Raw genomic sequence first — 15492 nt, forward strand, 5'->3', positions numbered from 1 at the left:
TATGAGATGCCGATCGTTGCTGCCGGAGTGGCGGTAAACCGGCGCCAACGTCAACGGGTAATCGAGAAGTTGCAAGAGTCGCTAAAGGTTATCCGTGGTCGTACCATCGGTCTTTTAGGATTGGCTTTCAAACCCGATACTGACGATCTCCGCGATGCTCCAGCGCTTGATATCATCGCCAGTCTGACTGCGATGGGGGCGCGTGTCAAGGCATACGACCCTATTGCTATGGATAACTGCAAAATGCGTTATCCATCACTTAATGTTGAGTATGAATCCGATGCTGCAAGTTTGGCAAAGGGCTGCGATGCCATCATCTTAGTGACAGAGTGGGATGAGTTCCGGCGTCTAGACTTGGTAAATCTCGCGGCTGGCATGCAAGGTGCAAAGGTTTTGGTAGATGCCAGAAACATTTATAAGCAAGCAGAGGCCGAAGCGGCCGGGCTTGTTTATCTCGGCTTCGGGAGGTAATGATGAAAAGTATCTTAGTCACGGGCGGTGCCGGTTTCATTGGCAGCCATTTAGTGGACAAGCTGTTGGCTGCGGGACATCATGTAACAGTTGTCGATGACTTCAATGATTTTTACGACCCCAAACTAAAACGGGAGAATATTCGCGAGCAGCTTTCTCAGCCTGAATACAAATTGGCCGAGGGAGATATTCGCGACTTGCCCTTTATGGAGAGCGTATTTGCACAGGGAAACTTTAATGCGGTGGTTCACCTGGCGGCTCGCGCCGGAGTTCGTCCATCATTGGAACAGCCGGTATTATATCAAGAAGTCAATGTTACCGGTACACAGAACATCTTTGAGTGCTGCCGTAAGTTTGGCGTGAAGAAATGCCTGTTCGCTTCCTCCAGCTCCGTCTATGGTGTTAACAGCAAAATTCCCTTCTCAGAAACCGACCCGATCTTTCAGCCCATCAGCCCCTATGCCGCAACTAAAGCAGCAGGCGAGCTAATGGCTCATGTCTACAGTCATTTGTACGGCATACGGATTCTTTGCTTGCGTTTCTTTACCGTATATGGTCCGCGCCAGCGGCCTGATTTGGCGATTCGCAAATTCACCGAAAAAATAGACCGGGGCGATACCATCCAAGTATTTGGCGATGGCTCGACTCGGCGAGATTATACCTATATTGATGATATTGTCAGTGGCCTGCTGCGGGCGCTTGAGTATGAACAGTCGATGTATGAGGTTATTAATCTGGGTAACTCGAACACGGTAGGTTTATCAGACCTGATAAGCACAATCGAAACGGCTCTGGGCAAGCGGGCGATAATCGAACGGCTGCCTGAACAGCCGGGCGACGTGCCGCAGACCTATGCCGACACAGAAAAGGCAGGCAGATTGCTTGGCTTTAGACCAAGTACACCTATTGACGTGGGCGTAAGCCGGTTTGTTAGCTGGTATCGAGGGAGACAGAGAAGCTAATTACCCTTCTGCTTTTATGCTGCTGGAATAGTGCGGTTTTCTAAGCCGATTGTATAAGCTGCATAAATCCTGGGCAACTATTTGGATATCGTACTGTTTCGTAATGAGATTATGAGCGTTGATACGTAACTGACCGGCCATTGCTGCATCAGACAACAGCCGCAAGACGCTTTCGGCCAACACCTTTGCGTCTCCTGAAGGAAATAGGAGGCCGGTTTTTTCGTGAATCATAATGTCTCGTGAACCCCCAATATCAGATGCCGCGCAAGCGCAACCGCAAGCCATTGCTTCTAAAAGTGCATTTGGTAACCCTTCTTTACGCGATGGAAAGACAAATGCGTCGCAGACAGCCAGGTAGGGGGCGGGGTTATTAACAGAACCCACGTAGGTGATGCTGCCTTCATTTGATTTTGATAGGCGGGCTAAGGCGTTTTCCATTTCACGTTCGCCATTGCCAATAACTACAAGCTGTGCGTTTGGATCTCTTTTCGTTATTTCCGGCCATGCGGACAAAACGAGATCAAACCCTTTACGAAAGACAAGCCTGCTGGAATACAACACGATTTTTTTGTCTGTAGGCAAGCCTAGTTCTTTTCGGGCATCGTAGATGTCGGAAGGGGCAATCTTGTAAAAACGTTGTCGATCGACGCCATTAGCGATGCGGAAAATTCGATCCGGGTGAAACCCTGATTCAATTAGTTCCTGCGATATTTCGTCACTGATCGCTAGATACGCTGACGCCAGACTTGAAATTTTGTTCATAATTCTTCTAAATACTCGTAACCATTTTGGAAAAAGCTTGTCAATTCCCATTCTTGCTCGGGTCCTGCCGCCAATAGTTATCTTTAGCACCGTTGGAATAGATAATAGTTTACTAGTGATAATGGCAACCGCTCCGGCGATGTGCTGACCATGGATATGTACGACGTCCAGCTTAGATTTATTTTTGCAAAGAATATAGATGATCCAAGCTAGATATGTCCCCTTAGGGCCGATCCGATAGACTTCCACGCCGTCAATCATTTCGTGCCGTTTGCTATTTGAAGAATTCCTCTTGGCAATAATGGTGAGGGAAAGCCCGTTGTCTGCCAGACCACGGGCTTGAGTAGTTGCCTGTAAATCCGCTCCGGTTGCCGGAAAATTACCTTCGTGGAAGGTTCCCAGAAGGAGCATGCAAATATTCATAAAACTACACTCCCGGTGCATGTAATAGAATACCTATAAAACGTTCCCACTAATAGGTTGCAACTAGAAGGACGACATATTTACAAATTGTATTAACTATCTTATAACCTGTTCCGTAGTCATTAGCTCGTTCCATGTTTCACTCGCTTACGAAATTTCTCCACCCGTGCTAATGTTACAAACAAAACCCAAGGTATACAGGGTAAAAAGGGGTGCTCCTTCTTATGAAAGTCACAGAGCCTTTGCCAAAAACCTCTGGCATCTGCTACATACCCTAGTCGCATTAGCTTGAAAATCATGGTAAACAGGACGGCGTACTTAATCTTGCAGAATTCCCTTACAGTAACTTTCTTGTTAACATCTAGACTACCAGGTTGGCGGTTATCCCAGCGGTCTATCAGAGTGAGGTCACAGTGGAAACGCCGCACCACATCGTGCGACAGGCTGCCTCCAGTATGATGATACTTGGTGAAAGGAAATTGTATACAGATACCTTTCCCGTCATACAGCAGTTTTAGCCATAAATCGCGATCTTCACCATTGATCAACGTTTCATCGAAGCCTCCCACTGCTTGGTAGACTTCACGTTTGACGAGTACTGAGGATGTATTTATTTTGTTACGGCGTAAAAACATCTTATGTTCCCAGATATAGAATATCGGTTTTTCTTTTATATCAGCAAAGGCTATGTGTTGTCCTGGCCGAACAATTACGTCCGTATTGCTGATTAATATAAGATTAGGAACCGCATCCAGATACTGAATTTGAATTTCGAGTTTGCGCGGATGCCACTCATCATCAGCATCCAAGAAAGCAATCCACTCGCCTTTCGCTGCTTGCACGCCTCGATTTCGCGCTGCACTAACACCACGGTTTTGCTGAGCAATATAGTGAACTTGTTCGCCAAAGGACTTGACACGTTCAGATGTGTCGTCACTTGAGCCGTCATCCACGACAATGATTTCTATGCAGCGATACGACTGATTTAGCACTGAACAAATTGCTCTCTTTATCGTTTGGGCGGCGTTATATGCCGGGATTATGACACTGACCAGAGTGTTTGACGACACTTATGTCCGCTCCTTTTATGTTCATTTAATCTACTGTGCTTAACTATTAATAATTTGATGCTGATTTTTAAAGCCAAAGCAACGTACTAAGCCTAAACAAAAGCCAAGTTGAGATATAAATAAAGCCCAAACCTCGCTACGCGTAAAGGCATAGTCTACTGTTCCGTTAATTATTAGTGCTATTGCCGCACAGGCCAGCCCCAAAACGAGATTGCGATAATAAGATGAGCCAATAGTTCTATACCCACAAATAATATAAACCATTGCTGCAAAGAAGAAACAAAAAAAGAAAATAGCAGTAAATAGCCCCCCTTCTGTTGCGAGCACCAACGGCGTACTATGTGCATGGGCCAAGATTTCTTTAGCCTGTGGCAGCATATAAGTCGGATAAACCTGTTTAAAAGTACCGAAGCCGATCCCTGTCCAAGGATAGTCCCTGATGATCTGTAGACTGCTAGTCCAGCCATAAAGGCGCTCAATATTATTCTGGTGATTCATTTGGAAGATACTAAAGAACCTTCTAATTCCATAGTTACTGCTAATGATAGTTGGTATCGCTGCTACCGAGCCTAAAGCCAACCACTTGTATTGCTTGTTTACAACAACCATCACCAGGATGACTATTGCAGTAGCAATCCAGGCTCCGCGTGTGAAAGTAAAGAATAACCCGGCAAGTAGCCCCAAAAGAGTTAGGCTAAGTAATCCCTTTACGAATTTGTTGCCAAAGTCTTTAGTAGAAAGAAGCGCTATGGCGATGGGAATACTCAATTCCAAATAATTCGCCGCATAATTAACATTTCCCACAATCGAACGAGGTCGTTTAATATTCAATGCAAAATGCTGATAAAGTAAGACACCGGCTATAACAAGGGCATAGGCTACTGTCAAAAATAAGATTACCTCCAGATATTTACGATATTTTCCCTGTTGTGCCGCTTTATAACTTACGTAAAATAAAATAATACCTGCCGCAAAGATCATCACTTTTTTTACACTGGCCATTACGTTTACTGAATAGAAAGTTGAAACTAGCGAAGAAACCAAGAAAGCTAACAAACAAAAAAATAGTACCCGTAGTAGTTTATCGCCTTTAACCACGTCTCACCTCTAAATATATATACATGCGTATATGATTAAATCGTCAAATTAACGATAAGGTTTGTTTCTGGTATAGTAATACTATACCAGAATACCACAACAATGGGCTATTTTAAACACGTAACTTCTTGCGAAGGGAGTATTTGTACCTGTTTCATGAAAGCGATCACTGCGTACTTGCGGTTTTACTCCACGGAATGCTGGATTATCCAATACTAAAGAAGGATTAGTTGAGTGTGCGGGGGATCATGCCAGAGATTCTTGCTGATAACTTTTGCCTAACATGATATAATACAAGCAAAACGGCTCGTACCGTTCTGACGGTACACGGCAAAGAAGGGAGCAATACGATGCGGATGAGACGTATATTATCGGTTTGGCTCATTTTAACTTTAATGCTGGCTCAGACAAGTGTTTTCGCCGCCCCGGAAAGTGATCTCACAGCCTTGGGCAAGACAAGCCTGCTAGAAAAAATTTACTTTGGCACTGAGCAGACAGGTCCGTTTGTTGAACGGGTTGCCAAGCTTGAAAAAGATATCCTGGGGAATGAGACCAAAGCATCCCTACTGGATAAAGTGGATACGCTATATAACTACACCAAGGTATCTTCGACTGCAACGCCTTCTTTTCTATTGAAGCTTAACTCAGCCGAATGGCTGTTCAATCACAGCATTTCTACCATGCCTGCTCAGAGCAGACTAGAAACACTGGAAAAGAATTTATTAGGATCTACCAGTTCGGGAGCGCTTGATGCCAGACTTGGCCGCTTGATGCAGGTGGCTTTTACCTCAGGACAACTTAACACCAGTTCGGTCTCTGTCCCGAAAGATACGCTGATAAAGATTCGAACCCTTTCAAAAATTGACAGCGCCAAGAGCAGGGTAGGCGATTTTGTCGCCTTCAAAGTGATAGATGATGTGTATATCAATGGCTATCTCGCCATTCCGGCAGGCACGCAAGGCAGAGGCCGGATATCGCAAGTTCAGCAAAAGGCTAACTTCGGTCGTGATGCAAAAGTGGAAATTGCCTTTGATTCTGTCGAGGCTTTGGATGGTACAATCGTGAAAACCTTAATTGGCGACAAAGCCAAAGAACAGACTCGCTCCCTCGCCTTAGCAGCAGGAGCATCTGTCGCTGGTCTGGCCATTCTCGGCCCCATTGGCATTGTCGGCGGCGCCTTCGTACACGGACAGGAAGTCGTCATCCCGACTGGAACAGACATGTTTATCCAGACGGCCGGAGCGACGGAGCTATATGGAGTGCAGATGAAATAGCTCCAAAGGCGTTGATATACCCCATCTGCGTTGCACCCGTAAAGGGTATGCCGCCAACTTCATTGAACAGGACGTTCAGGTGCCGTGAAGGCCATGGACGGCCGAGAGCGGCGAAGGCGCTGAAGCGTCAAGAGTTGCGCAATCAGCCCCCAAAGTCCATTGCTTGCGTACCTGTGAACGTACGCGGCGCTACTGGATTTCGGGGGCTGCCTAGTGATGCTAATCTACCTGTTCCTTCAGTCAGACGATCGTCTCGTATGCAACAACATCTGGGGCATCTGAACGCCTTGGGAGGAACAGCTAGACAACAAAAGCATAAATAATTTGGATATAAGAGCCTTTGGGCTCTTTCTTTTTATTAAAATTGGGAATAATATCCTTATAAGAGAACAGTGTGGAGCATCATGTCAAGTTTGTCCCTGGAATTACCGCTTAATTAATAGCAGGGAATTAGCTCCTTCTGTCGAATTTTATATAAATCGGGACCCTATTATAGCAACCATAAGGAGCAGACGATGCGTAAGAATAACAAGCGTGTACTAGGAGTTCTGGCGCTACTTTTGGCATTTGGGCAACTTCCCAGTGTTCAGCCGATTACGGCTCTGGCTGCCACTGCACCTAGCGTGCAGAACGGCAAATCGGCCGCGCCTGAACCGTCAGCCCCTACTGTCATCGAGGCTGACCAAGTCTATTTTAGCGATATGTCGGGCGATATGTCCGCTCGCGGCAATGTGAAGATTACACAAAATCAGGATACCATCTTGACTGAATATATGCGTGGCAACCAGAAGCAGACGACTATATGGGTCGACGGCAGCGCTACTCTCATCCAGCCGGATACGAAGATAACAGGCAATGGTCTGACGTATAACTATAACGCAAAAACCGGTGTGATTAACCAGGCAAAGGGTGTTGTTACAGAATTTGATATACCACCTGTAGGAACTAGGCCCGGCAGCGGTAATGTGAAAAGAAAGTTCTTAACAGGCAAAAACGTTGAACTTGCCCCTGGCTATTTGGTTGCTTCTGAGGCAACCTATACCGGGTGTGAGTTAGAAACGCCGGATTATCATATGAGTGCCGATAAAGTGGAGATTTGGCCTGGCGACAAGATGGTTGCTCATAATGCCAAATTTTGGATCGGCAATACAGTTGTCTACGCTACTTCCCGTTATGAGTCAAAGCTGGGTGAAAAGAACGGCTCTCCATTCCCTCACATTGGTTACGATGGGGATGACGGTGTATATATTCGTCAATCCCTCCAATATCCTATTGCTAACAACCTGAAGGCATATGCCAACCTGACCTATTACTCAGAGGCTGGCTTCAAGCCGAATTACGGCGTTAAATGGGACAAGTCAGATTACTATTTCGAAATTACGGCAGGTGACTTTAATGATGACGATGTCTGGATAGAAAAAAAGCCGGAGTTTAGATTTGGCCTTCCTACACGCCGTATTGGCACTACGCCGTTCAGCTATTACTTCACCGCTGTTTATGGTAAGTGGACTGAGAATAACAGGACCAGCTGGCACCAAGAATATGATCTGTATTTCTCGCATGATCCGATTCCCCTGGATAAAGCAAAAAGTCTGAACCTCTATCTGGGTACAGGTATTGAGCACATTCGTGAAAGTTATGATGACTCATCCTTTACCAGTTTGAAGTTTAACTCTTCACTTGGGAAAGCGTGGAATCCTAAATTATACACTTATATCGGTTACAATTATACACAAAATCAGTCAGCTGTTTTTACCTATGATCAAGCTGACGTGGCAACAGAATTAGTTGCAGGAGTTTCTTATACGCTGGATAAGAACCATACTGTGTACTACAGCCATAGTTATGACCTTGATGCACAGAAAACGTACAGCCAAACTTATGGCTGGAATCAAAACTTTCACTGTTGGGGACTCAATGCATACCATACTACGTATACAGATGGACAGGATTCGAAGACGTCTGTTAGATTAGTAACTAATTTCTAATAGCTAATGAACAGGAGGGGGCGCACCCTTCCTGTTTTCTTTTAAGAGTAAAGTTATAAGTTTTTTGAGGCCGCGAAGGCAGATGAAATAAGGAACGGATTTGAACCGCCAAAACGCAACAGGCGCTATGCGCCTGCGCCAGAAAGACGCAAAAAAGTAATAATATGCGCACATCTTGCGCATCGTACCCTTTGGCGGCGCACGTAGTGCGTATGGCGTTTTGGCGGTTCAACAATCGTTCCCATTCGTCGTGACTACGCTCAGCGGTTTTTCTTAAGGCGCCAACTTTAGGAGCTTATTGGAGATTTTTCTATCATGAGACGAATCGCGGACGCATATCCATGTAACAAACATCTTGTATGACTGGAGTGGGCTACTTGGAATTGTCGGCAAAAATCTACGTTGCCGGGGGACGCGGATTGGTCGGTTCGGCGATCATACGTAAACTGCGCCACAACGGCTGTGCCCATATTATTGAGAGATCCAGCAAAATGCTTGACCTCCGGGACCAGGCAGCTACCTTAAGTTTCTTTCGCAACGAGCAGCCAGAGTATGTCTTTGTCGCTGCCGCGAAAGTAGGCGGCATACTAGCCAACAACACTTATCCGGCTGATTTCATTTATGACAACCTCATAATGGAGACCAACATGATCCACGCTGCCCATGAAACTGGCGTGAAAAAAATGCTATTTCTAGGCAGTTCCTGCATTTATCCAAAATTTGCTCCTCAGCCGATCAAAGAAGAATACTTGCTAACTGGCGAACTCGAGCCGACAAATGAACCCTACGCCATCGCTAAAATTGCCGGCATCAAGCTTTGCCAAGCCTACCGAAAACAATACGGCGATAACTTCATCTCTGTCATGCCGACAAACCTATATGGCATCAACGATAACTTTGACCTTGAAGGAGCCCATGTCTTGCCCGCTCTGATTCGGCGCTTCCATGAGGCTAAACAACGAGGAGACTCCGCCGTTTCCGTCTGGGGCACAGGCACACCGCGACGAGAATTCCTCTATGTAGACGATCTTGCTGAAGCCTGTTGTTTTTTGATGGAGCACTATGATGACAGCGACATCGTCAACATTGGCACAGGCAGCGACATCACCATCGTAGAACTGGCCCACTTGCTGGCAAAAGTGACCGGCTATCAAGGCGATATTGTCTTCGACCCAACAAAGCCAGATGGTACACCGGTTAAGAGACTAGATGTCAGCAAAATAAACCAACTCGGCTGGCAAGCCAAGACATCGCTAGCCGATGGATTAGCGACAACCTACCGATGGTTTTGTGAATCAAAGAAATAATAGCAAATCAATCAAATGCACAAACTGAAGCTGACCGAGCTTTTCGGCCAGCTTCAGTTCTTTAACAGCAAACCCTTAGCGCAGGCGCGCAGCGCCCTTCGCGTTTTCGCGGCAAAAGAATCGTAACGGATAAATGTAGACTTGCTTCAGGTGGAGTTTTAACTCCATCTGAAGCTTAGTCGAATTTACTTCGAGCTACAGCCTGTTATCCCCGACCAGAGGGCGGGGTCTTACAGGCTGTGCGAAGGAAAAATCTCCGCAAGTACGATGGAACGCTAGCACTAGTTCCACTAGCGTCACTAGCCCCACTATGACGACGGACATACCACTATGTAGGCATTATAAAGACCGTACCCAGCATAGTGCCGCTTGTGACGCTAGTGCCGTTCGTGCTAATCGAATCTCACGTTCCCTCAGCGATCTCTCTCCGCTCTCTGCGTACTCCGCGGTTAACCGTATCCCTATAGCTTTCTTTTTTCTGTTTCCCCTGCTATAATAAGGCTTGTGTTAGCAGACACTTTGTATTTGTGTGTCTGCTCCTAGAAGGAGTAATTACCATTGCTTAAAGAATTTGTTAAGTTTTCTCTAGTCGGAGCTTCAGGAACACTCGTTAACCTGGCTATATATTCGCTTGCGATATATCTTGGGACAAACTATATGGCTGCCGCTACTATATCATTTCTAGTCGCCGTCACCAACAACTTTTACTGGAACTTCATCTGGACGTTCAAAGGTAAAGCCCCAGAAAAAAGCATCAGGTGGAAATACGTCAGCTTCTTCCTCATCAGTGTCTTAAACTTTGGCATCAACCTCATTGCCCTTAAATATCTGGTAGACGTATACATGCTAAATAAAATCCTAGCCCAGATCCTAGCCATCGGCGTGGCCAGCGTGTTTAACTTTTTGTTGAACTATTTGATAACGTTTAGATAAGTCGCGGAGGATACTGGGTTGCGTTAGCCGCAGAGTACACGGGTTGGGGCACGCTAACCGCTGAGTACGCAGAGTACGCTGAGGGTTCACGGAGGGTTACGGTTCTTTTTTTGCCAGCTCCGCTGGAAGGGCGGGCACGTAACCACAGAGTACGCAGAGTACGCTGAGGGCTCGCAGAGGGTTACGGCTCTTTATTTGCCAGCTTGCTGGAAAGGTAGGTCCGTTAACCGTAGAGTAAACTGAGTGCATAGAGGCACCCGTAGCGGGTTACTTGATTTATATATTATATAACCCGGAGCCCTCTGCAAACCCTCTGCGACCTCTGGGTACTCTGCGGTAAAACGTCCCCCCAATCTTCGGCGGCCATACAAACTAGAGGAGTGGATACCTTTGAAAACCCTCATCATAATCCCAACATACAACGAAAGACAAAATATCGAGCCCCTCTTTGAAGCTATCTTCACGGTTAACAATGATGTCAACATCTTGGTTGTTGATGATAATTCTCCGGACAAGACATACGAACTGGTTGACGAACTGCAACAGGGCCGTTACAAGGACAAAGTCTTCCTGCTCAGACGCGAAGGAAAGCTCGGCCTTGGCACCGCTTATGTTGCCGGGTTCAAATGGGCTCTGGCTAACCGCTACGACTACATCATGGAAATGGATGCAGACTTTTCCCACAATCCAATCTATATCAACGATTTCCTACGAGAAATAAAAAACGCCGATCTCGTCATCGGCAGTCGCTATGTTCCAGGCGGCGGGGTGGTCAATTGGGGAATCGGCCGCAAATTTATCAGCCGTGGCGGCAGCCTGTACTCTCGGACGATTCTTGGCTTGCCGCTTAATGATATTACCGGCGGCTACAAATGCTTCCGGAGAGAAGTGCTTGAAAGCATCAATCTCGACAGCATCAAATCGAACGGCTACTCTTTTCAGGTTGAGATGAATTACCGGACTTTTTTAAAAGGTTTCCGGATAAAAGAGATTCCCATCATCTTTGAGGACCGGCGAGTAGGCCAGTCAAAGATGTCACGAAAAATATTTATCGAAGCAATCATGATGGTCTGGCGACTGCGGCTTTCAAAGAGCGAACTCCGGCAATCTTAATAGTGGCATTTAGCTGTCGGTTTTCCGATGGCTTTTTATTTATAGAATTACGAAAGTAAACTTTTTTTGCTTGGAGGAGTTTGTGGGAAATTGTAGAATTAAAAGAATTTGATGATTATCTTACGGAAAGAGTGAAATTTAAATGAATAATGACTCGCAGGAGATCGGACTCGGAGAACTTTTTAGTATCATAAAGCAGTATAAGAAGTTCATTTTCAGCTTTATGCTGTTGTCACTTCTGGCAGCTGGAACATATTCTTACCTGAATCCACGCTATGATAGCAGTGCTATCGTTGCTATCGGGCACATAGATTTGTCTCCAACCGTATATCTAGAGGATCCAAATGAAGTTATGCGTCGGCTTAATAATGGCGCAGTTCAGGCAGCGACGGACACGAAAGTGCCAAACTACATAACCGTTAAGGCCCAGGCAAAGACGGCGGCTGCTGCAAAAGAGGCTGTGTCCCAGGCAACTGATGAACTGTTACAGCGGCACGATTCTTTGTTTGAGGAATCAGTGAGAAAGCGAAACCTGGAAAGAGAGGAAATTATCAATCAAATAAAGTCTAATGACTCCATCATAGCAACAATTGATAAGTTATCATATGACAAGCAGAATATTCCTGCGGTGGCATTAATGATTTATGAGAAGGGGCAACTAAGCCAAATCCAGATGCAATTACGACGGCAGATAATAGAAGTCGAAAAACGGAACTCTCCTCCGTACGTAAAAAAGACGTCATTAATTAGTTCCCCTAGTCTCCAGAGCAAACCGGCTGTTTCGCCGATAGTTATTTATAGTACAGCGTCGTTCGCTGGGTTAGCTTGCAGTATTATAATGGTATTCTTATATAGAGCTTTTCAGAGCATGCGAAAAGTTGGTTCAGCTTAGAACAATTATTATACAATTACTGCATATGAATTTAAGCGTTGCGATCCTATAAATAAAAATAGTCTAACTACCTATTTGAAAAGAGGAGATTAAATTGGATAATACACAAAAAAACAACGTACAATCGATAACGCATTTGGATCTATTGCTGAATAAGATTGCTAGTAAGAGTGCAGTTGTTGGGGTAGTTGGCTTAGGTTATGTAGGCTTGCCTCTGGCGGTGGAAAAAGCCAAAGTAGGGTTCCGTGTGCTTGGCTTTGACCGCAACGCATTTCGGGTCGGCCAAGTTAATCGTGGTGAAAATTATATCAAAGATGTAAAAAATGATGAACTAAAGGATTTGGCAGAGAAAAAGCAACTGACTGCGACTACAGATTTCTCAAGACTTAATGAAGTTGATGTGGTTGTCATCTGTGTACCTACTCCGCTAACCATAACCCGCGATCCTGATATTTCCTATATTGAAAATGTCACAAGCGAAATCGCCATATACATGAGACCCGGTCAATTGGTAACACTTGAGAGTACAACCTATCCGGGCACAACATCAGAAGTCATTCTACCGAAGCTTGAAGCAACAGGCTTGAAAGTGGGGAAAGACTTCTTTTTGGCGTTTTCTCCGGAACGGGTTGATCCAGGTAATCAACGCTATACGACCAAAAACACATCAAAAGTTGTTGGCGGCATAACTCCGGCATGTTTAGAGGTAGCGAAAACTTTTTATGAGCAGACGATACTCAATATTGTTCCCGTCTCTTCAACAGAAGTTGCCGAGATGACAAAAGTGTTTGAAAATACATACCGCGCCATCAACATTGCCTTAGTAAATGAACTCATGTTGCTTTGTGACCGCATGGGGATTGACGTATGGGAAGTTGTCGATGCTGCAGGCACGAAGCCGTTTGGTATTCAGACGTTTTATCCGGGGCCGGGTGTCGGTGGTCACTGCATTCCAATCGATCCGTTTTATTTAACCTGGAAAGCGCGCGAGTATGACTTCCATACTCGATTTATCGAATTAGCCGGTGAAATCAATATTCAGGCCTCTTATCATGTCGTAGAGAAAGTGAATAGGGAATTAGCAAAAGTCAAAAAATCCTTGAATGGCGCCCGAATCCTTGTTCTGGGTGTTGCCTATAAAAACGATATTGACGATTGCCGCGAGTCACCGGCTCTAAAAGTGATTGATCTGCTTTTAAAGCAGAATGCCGAAGTGTCTTATCACGATTCCTATGTACCGGAGATAAAGCCGCATGAACCCTATACATATTCTATGCAGAGTGTTCAACTGACCGATGAGTTGATTGAACAAGCAGATTGCGTACTGATCACGACAAATCATAGCCATGTGGATTATGAGCGTGTGGTTAAACACGCGCAAGCAGTAGTTGATACCAGAAATGCCTGCAAGAAACTTAGCCCGGAACTAAAGCAGAAAGTGACCAAGATCTAAGGAGCAATTTTGTAATGAAAACATATGGATTTGGCCTAATCGGCTGTGGTCGTATTTCAAAAAACCATTTAGAATCACTCAAAGCTCTGCCGGGTGCGAAACTAGTCGCAGTGGCTGATGTTAAAGCGGAAGTGTTGTCAGCGGCGGCTTCCAAGTATCAGTGCCAGGGCTACGAGGATTATCATGAGCTTTTAGCTAATCCCGAGGTTGAAATTGTCAATATTTGCACCGAGAGCGGCCTGCACGCCAGAATTGCCATCGATGCGATGAAAGCAGGCAAGCATGTACTGGTGGAAAAACCCATGGCTATGTCCTTGGTAGAGGCGGATGCGATGATTGCGACAGCAAAGGCTATGGGAGTAAAGCTAGGCGTCGTCCATCAGAACCGATTTAATACCGCAATAGTGAAACTCCGTCAAGCGTTGGAAAACAATCAGTTCGGCAAGCTAACCCATGCTTCAGCTATAGTACGCTGGAATCGTAATGACGAATACTACCTTCAGGCTCCGTGGCGCGGCACCTGGACTCAAGACGGCGGCTGCCTGATGAACCAGTCGATTCATAATATTGATTTACTGCAGTGGATGATGGGACCGGTGGAGTCTCTCTTCGCCTATACAGCTACGAATATGCGCAAAATCGAGGCCGAAGATCTTGGCATGGTCCTTCTCAAATTCAAAAACGGTGCGTTAGGCACCATCGAAGCCACGACAACCATCTACCCTAAAAACCTAGAAGAAACACTAAGTGTATTTGGCAGTGCGGGCTCAGCCTGTATTGGCGGTATTGCTGTCAATAAAATCGAAACCTGGCGCTTCGAAAGTGAAGACGAAGCCGCCGTAGTAGCGCAACAAGACAAAGAACCTCCTAACGTGTACGGCTTCGGTCATGCGGACATTATCAAAGACTTTATGGAAGCGATCACCGAAAACCGAGCCCCCGCCGTTAGCGGCCTCGAAGGCCGCAAAGCGTTGGAAATCATCCTGGCTGTTTATCATTCTGTAAAATACAAAAAAGAAATCACCTTCCCCTTAAAAGAAGAATTCACCATCGGTCTCGGTCTATAAAAACTCCTTTATATGTACCTTTGCGCAGGCGCGTAGCGCCCTTCGCGTTTTTGCGGCCAACAATAGACCTCCGTAATCCCATGAAAGCGAGGCTTCAACTCATGAGCGAACAAGCCCAAAAACCATACATGCTCCACGAATCTTCCTACGTCGATCAGCCCGCAACCATAGGTGACGGCACCCAAATCTGGCACTTCTGCCATATCTCCGCTCATACCTCAATCGGCGAAAACTGCCGCATCGGCCAGAACGTCTTTGTCGCCCCCCACGTCCAAATTGGCAACAACGTCAAAATTCAAAACAACGTCAGCGTCTACGAAGGAGTTATCCTCGAAGATTACGTCTTCTGCGGCCCCAGCATGGTCTTTACTAACGTCAAAACCCCGCGCTGTGAATACCCCCGCAATACCTCAGGCGACTACCTGACAACGCGCGTGAAAAAAGGCGCCAGCATCGGCGCCAACGCGACAGTAGTCTGCGGCACAACCATTGGAGAACGCGCCTTCATAGGTGCTGGTTCGGTAGTGACCAAAGATGTCCCCGATTACGCCATGGTCTATGGTAACCCCGCCCAAATCCAAGGCTGGGCCTGCGCCTGCGGCGAAGTGATGGTGAAAAAAGACGCAACTGAACTCCATTGCGACCGCTGTGGAACCCATCTTAATTTAAAGTAAAAAGA

At 45.9% G+C, this 15492-nt stretch carries 14 protein-coding genes; 11 read left to right on the forward strand and 3 right to left on the reverse strand.

The features are described 5' to 3' along the window. Positions 1-6 precede the first annotated feature (6 nt). Positions 7-471 carry a UDP binding domain-containing protein gene (locus AXX12_RS19835; RefSeq protein ID WP_231881860.1) on the forward strand — a complete coding sequence of 155 codons (465 nt, stop codon included), beginning with the start codon at positions 7-9 and terminating at the stop codon, positions 469-471. After that, positions 471-1433 (forward strand): GDP-mannose 4,6-dehydratase, encoded by a 963-nt coding sequence (locus AXX12_RS10130; RefSeq protein ID WP_231881861.1) that lies wholly within the window; start codon positions 471-473, stop codon positions 1431-1433. The genes AXX12_RS19835 and AXX12_RS10130 overlap by 1 nt, the downstream gene beginning before the upstream one ends. Here AXX12_RS10130 and AXX12_RS10135 read toward each other — a convergent pair whose 3' ends face one another. The 3 genes from AXX12_RS10135 to AXX12_RS10145 form a co-directional block, all read right to left on the reverse strand. Beyond that, on the reverse strand, positions 1434-2618 hold the full coding sequence (locus AXX12_RS10135; RefSeq protein WP_066241819.1) for a glycosyltransferase family 4 protein: 1185 nt from the start codon (positions 2616-2618) through the stop codon (positions 1434-1436). Positions 2619-2740: 122 nt separating this feature from the next. Further along, a complete protein-coding gene (locus AXX12_RS10140) occupies positions 2741-3688 on the reverse strand; it encodes a glycosyltransferase family 2 protein (protein ID WP_066241821.1) in 948 nt (315 codons plus the stop codon). A 39-nt stretch (positions 3689-3727) separates the two neighbouring features. Further along, positions 3728-4786: an O-antigen ligase family protein gene (locus AXX12_RS10145; RefSeq protein WP_066241824.1), complete on the reverse strand. Its 1059-nt coding sequence runs from the start codon at positions 4784-4786 to the stop codon at positions 3728-3730. 350 nt (positions 4787-5136) lie between these two features. Between AXX12_RS10145 and AXX12_RS10150 the strand changes: the two genes are divergently transcribed. From AXX12_RS10150 to AXX12_RS10190, 9 genes are all read left to right on the forward strand, one after another. After that, positions 5137-6060 carry a hypothetical protein gene (locus AXX12_RS10150; RefSeq protein WP_082816795.1) on the forward strand — a complete coding sequence of 308 codons (924 nt, stop codon included), beginning with the start codon at positions 5137-5139 and terminating at the stop codon, positions 6058-6060. A gap of 515 nt (positions 6061-6575) precedes the next feature. Further along, entirely contained in the window at positions 6576-8048 is a 1473-nt protein-coding gene (locus AXX12_RS10155; RefSeq protein ID WP_066241828.1) for an LPS-assembly protein LptD, read from the forward strand. Positions 8049-8425: 377 nt separating this feature from the next. Further along, positions 8426-9355 carry a GDP-L-fucose synthase gene (gene fcl, locus AXX12_RS10160; protein ID WP_066241832.1) on the forward strand — a complete coding sequence of 310 codons (930 nt, stop codon included), beginning with the start codon at positions 8426-8428 and terminating at the stop codon, positions 9353-9355. A gap of 558 nt (positions 9356-9913) precedes the next feature. Continuing rightward, positions 9914-10288, forward strand: coding sequence for a GtrA family protein (locus AXX12_RS10165; RefSeq protein WP_066241834.1), 375 nt, complete (start codon positions 9914-9916; stop codon positions 10286-10288). A gap of 390 nt (positions 10289-10678) precedes the next feature. After that, positions 10679-11401, forward strand: coding sequence for a polyprenol monophosphomannose synthase (locus AXX12_RS10170; protein WP_066241838.1), 723 nt, complete (start codon positions 10679-10681; stop codon positions 11399-11401). 142 nt (positions 11402-11543) lie between these two features. Next, complete coding sequence (locus AXX12_RS10175) at positions 11544-12293, forward strand: Wzz/FepE/Etk N-terminal domain-containing protein (protein WP_066241843.1); 750 nt, start codon at positions 11544-11546, stop codon at positions 12291-12293. A 94-nt stretch (positions 12294-12387) separates the two neighbouring features. Beyond that, complete coding sequence (locus AXX12_RS10180; RefSeq protein ID WP_066241847.1) at positions 12388-13746, forward strand: nucleotide sugar dehydrogenase; 1359 nt, start codon at positions 12388-12390, stop codon at positions 13744-13746. A 14-nt stretch (positions 13747-13760) separates the two neighbouring features. After that, entirely contained in the window at positions 13761-14813 is a 1053-nt protein-coding gene (locus AXX12_RS10185; protein ID WP_066241850.1) for a Gfo/Idh/MocA family protein, read from the forward strand. Between the two features lie 101 nt (positions 14814-14914). Then, positions 14915-15487: an acyltransferase gene (locus AXX12_RS10190; protein WP_066241853.1), complete on the forward strand. Its 573-nt coding sequence runs from the start codon at positions 14915-14917 to the stop codon at positions 15485-15487. Positions 15488-15492 lie beyond the last annotated feature (5 nt).

This window comes from Anaerosporomusa subterranea, from assembly GCF_001611555.1.
Lineage (GTDB): Bacteria > Bacillota > Negativicutes > Sporomusales > Acetonemataceae > Anaerosporomusa > Anaerosporomusa subterranea.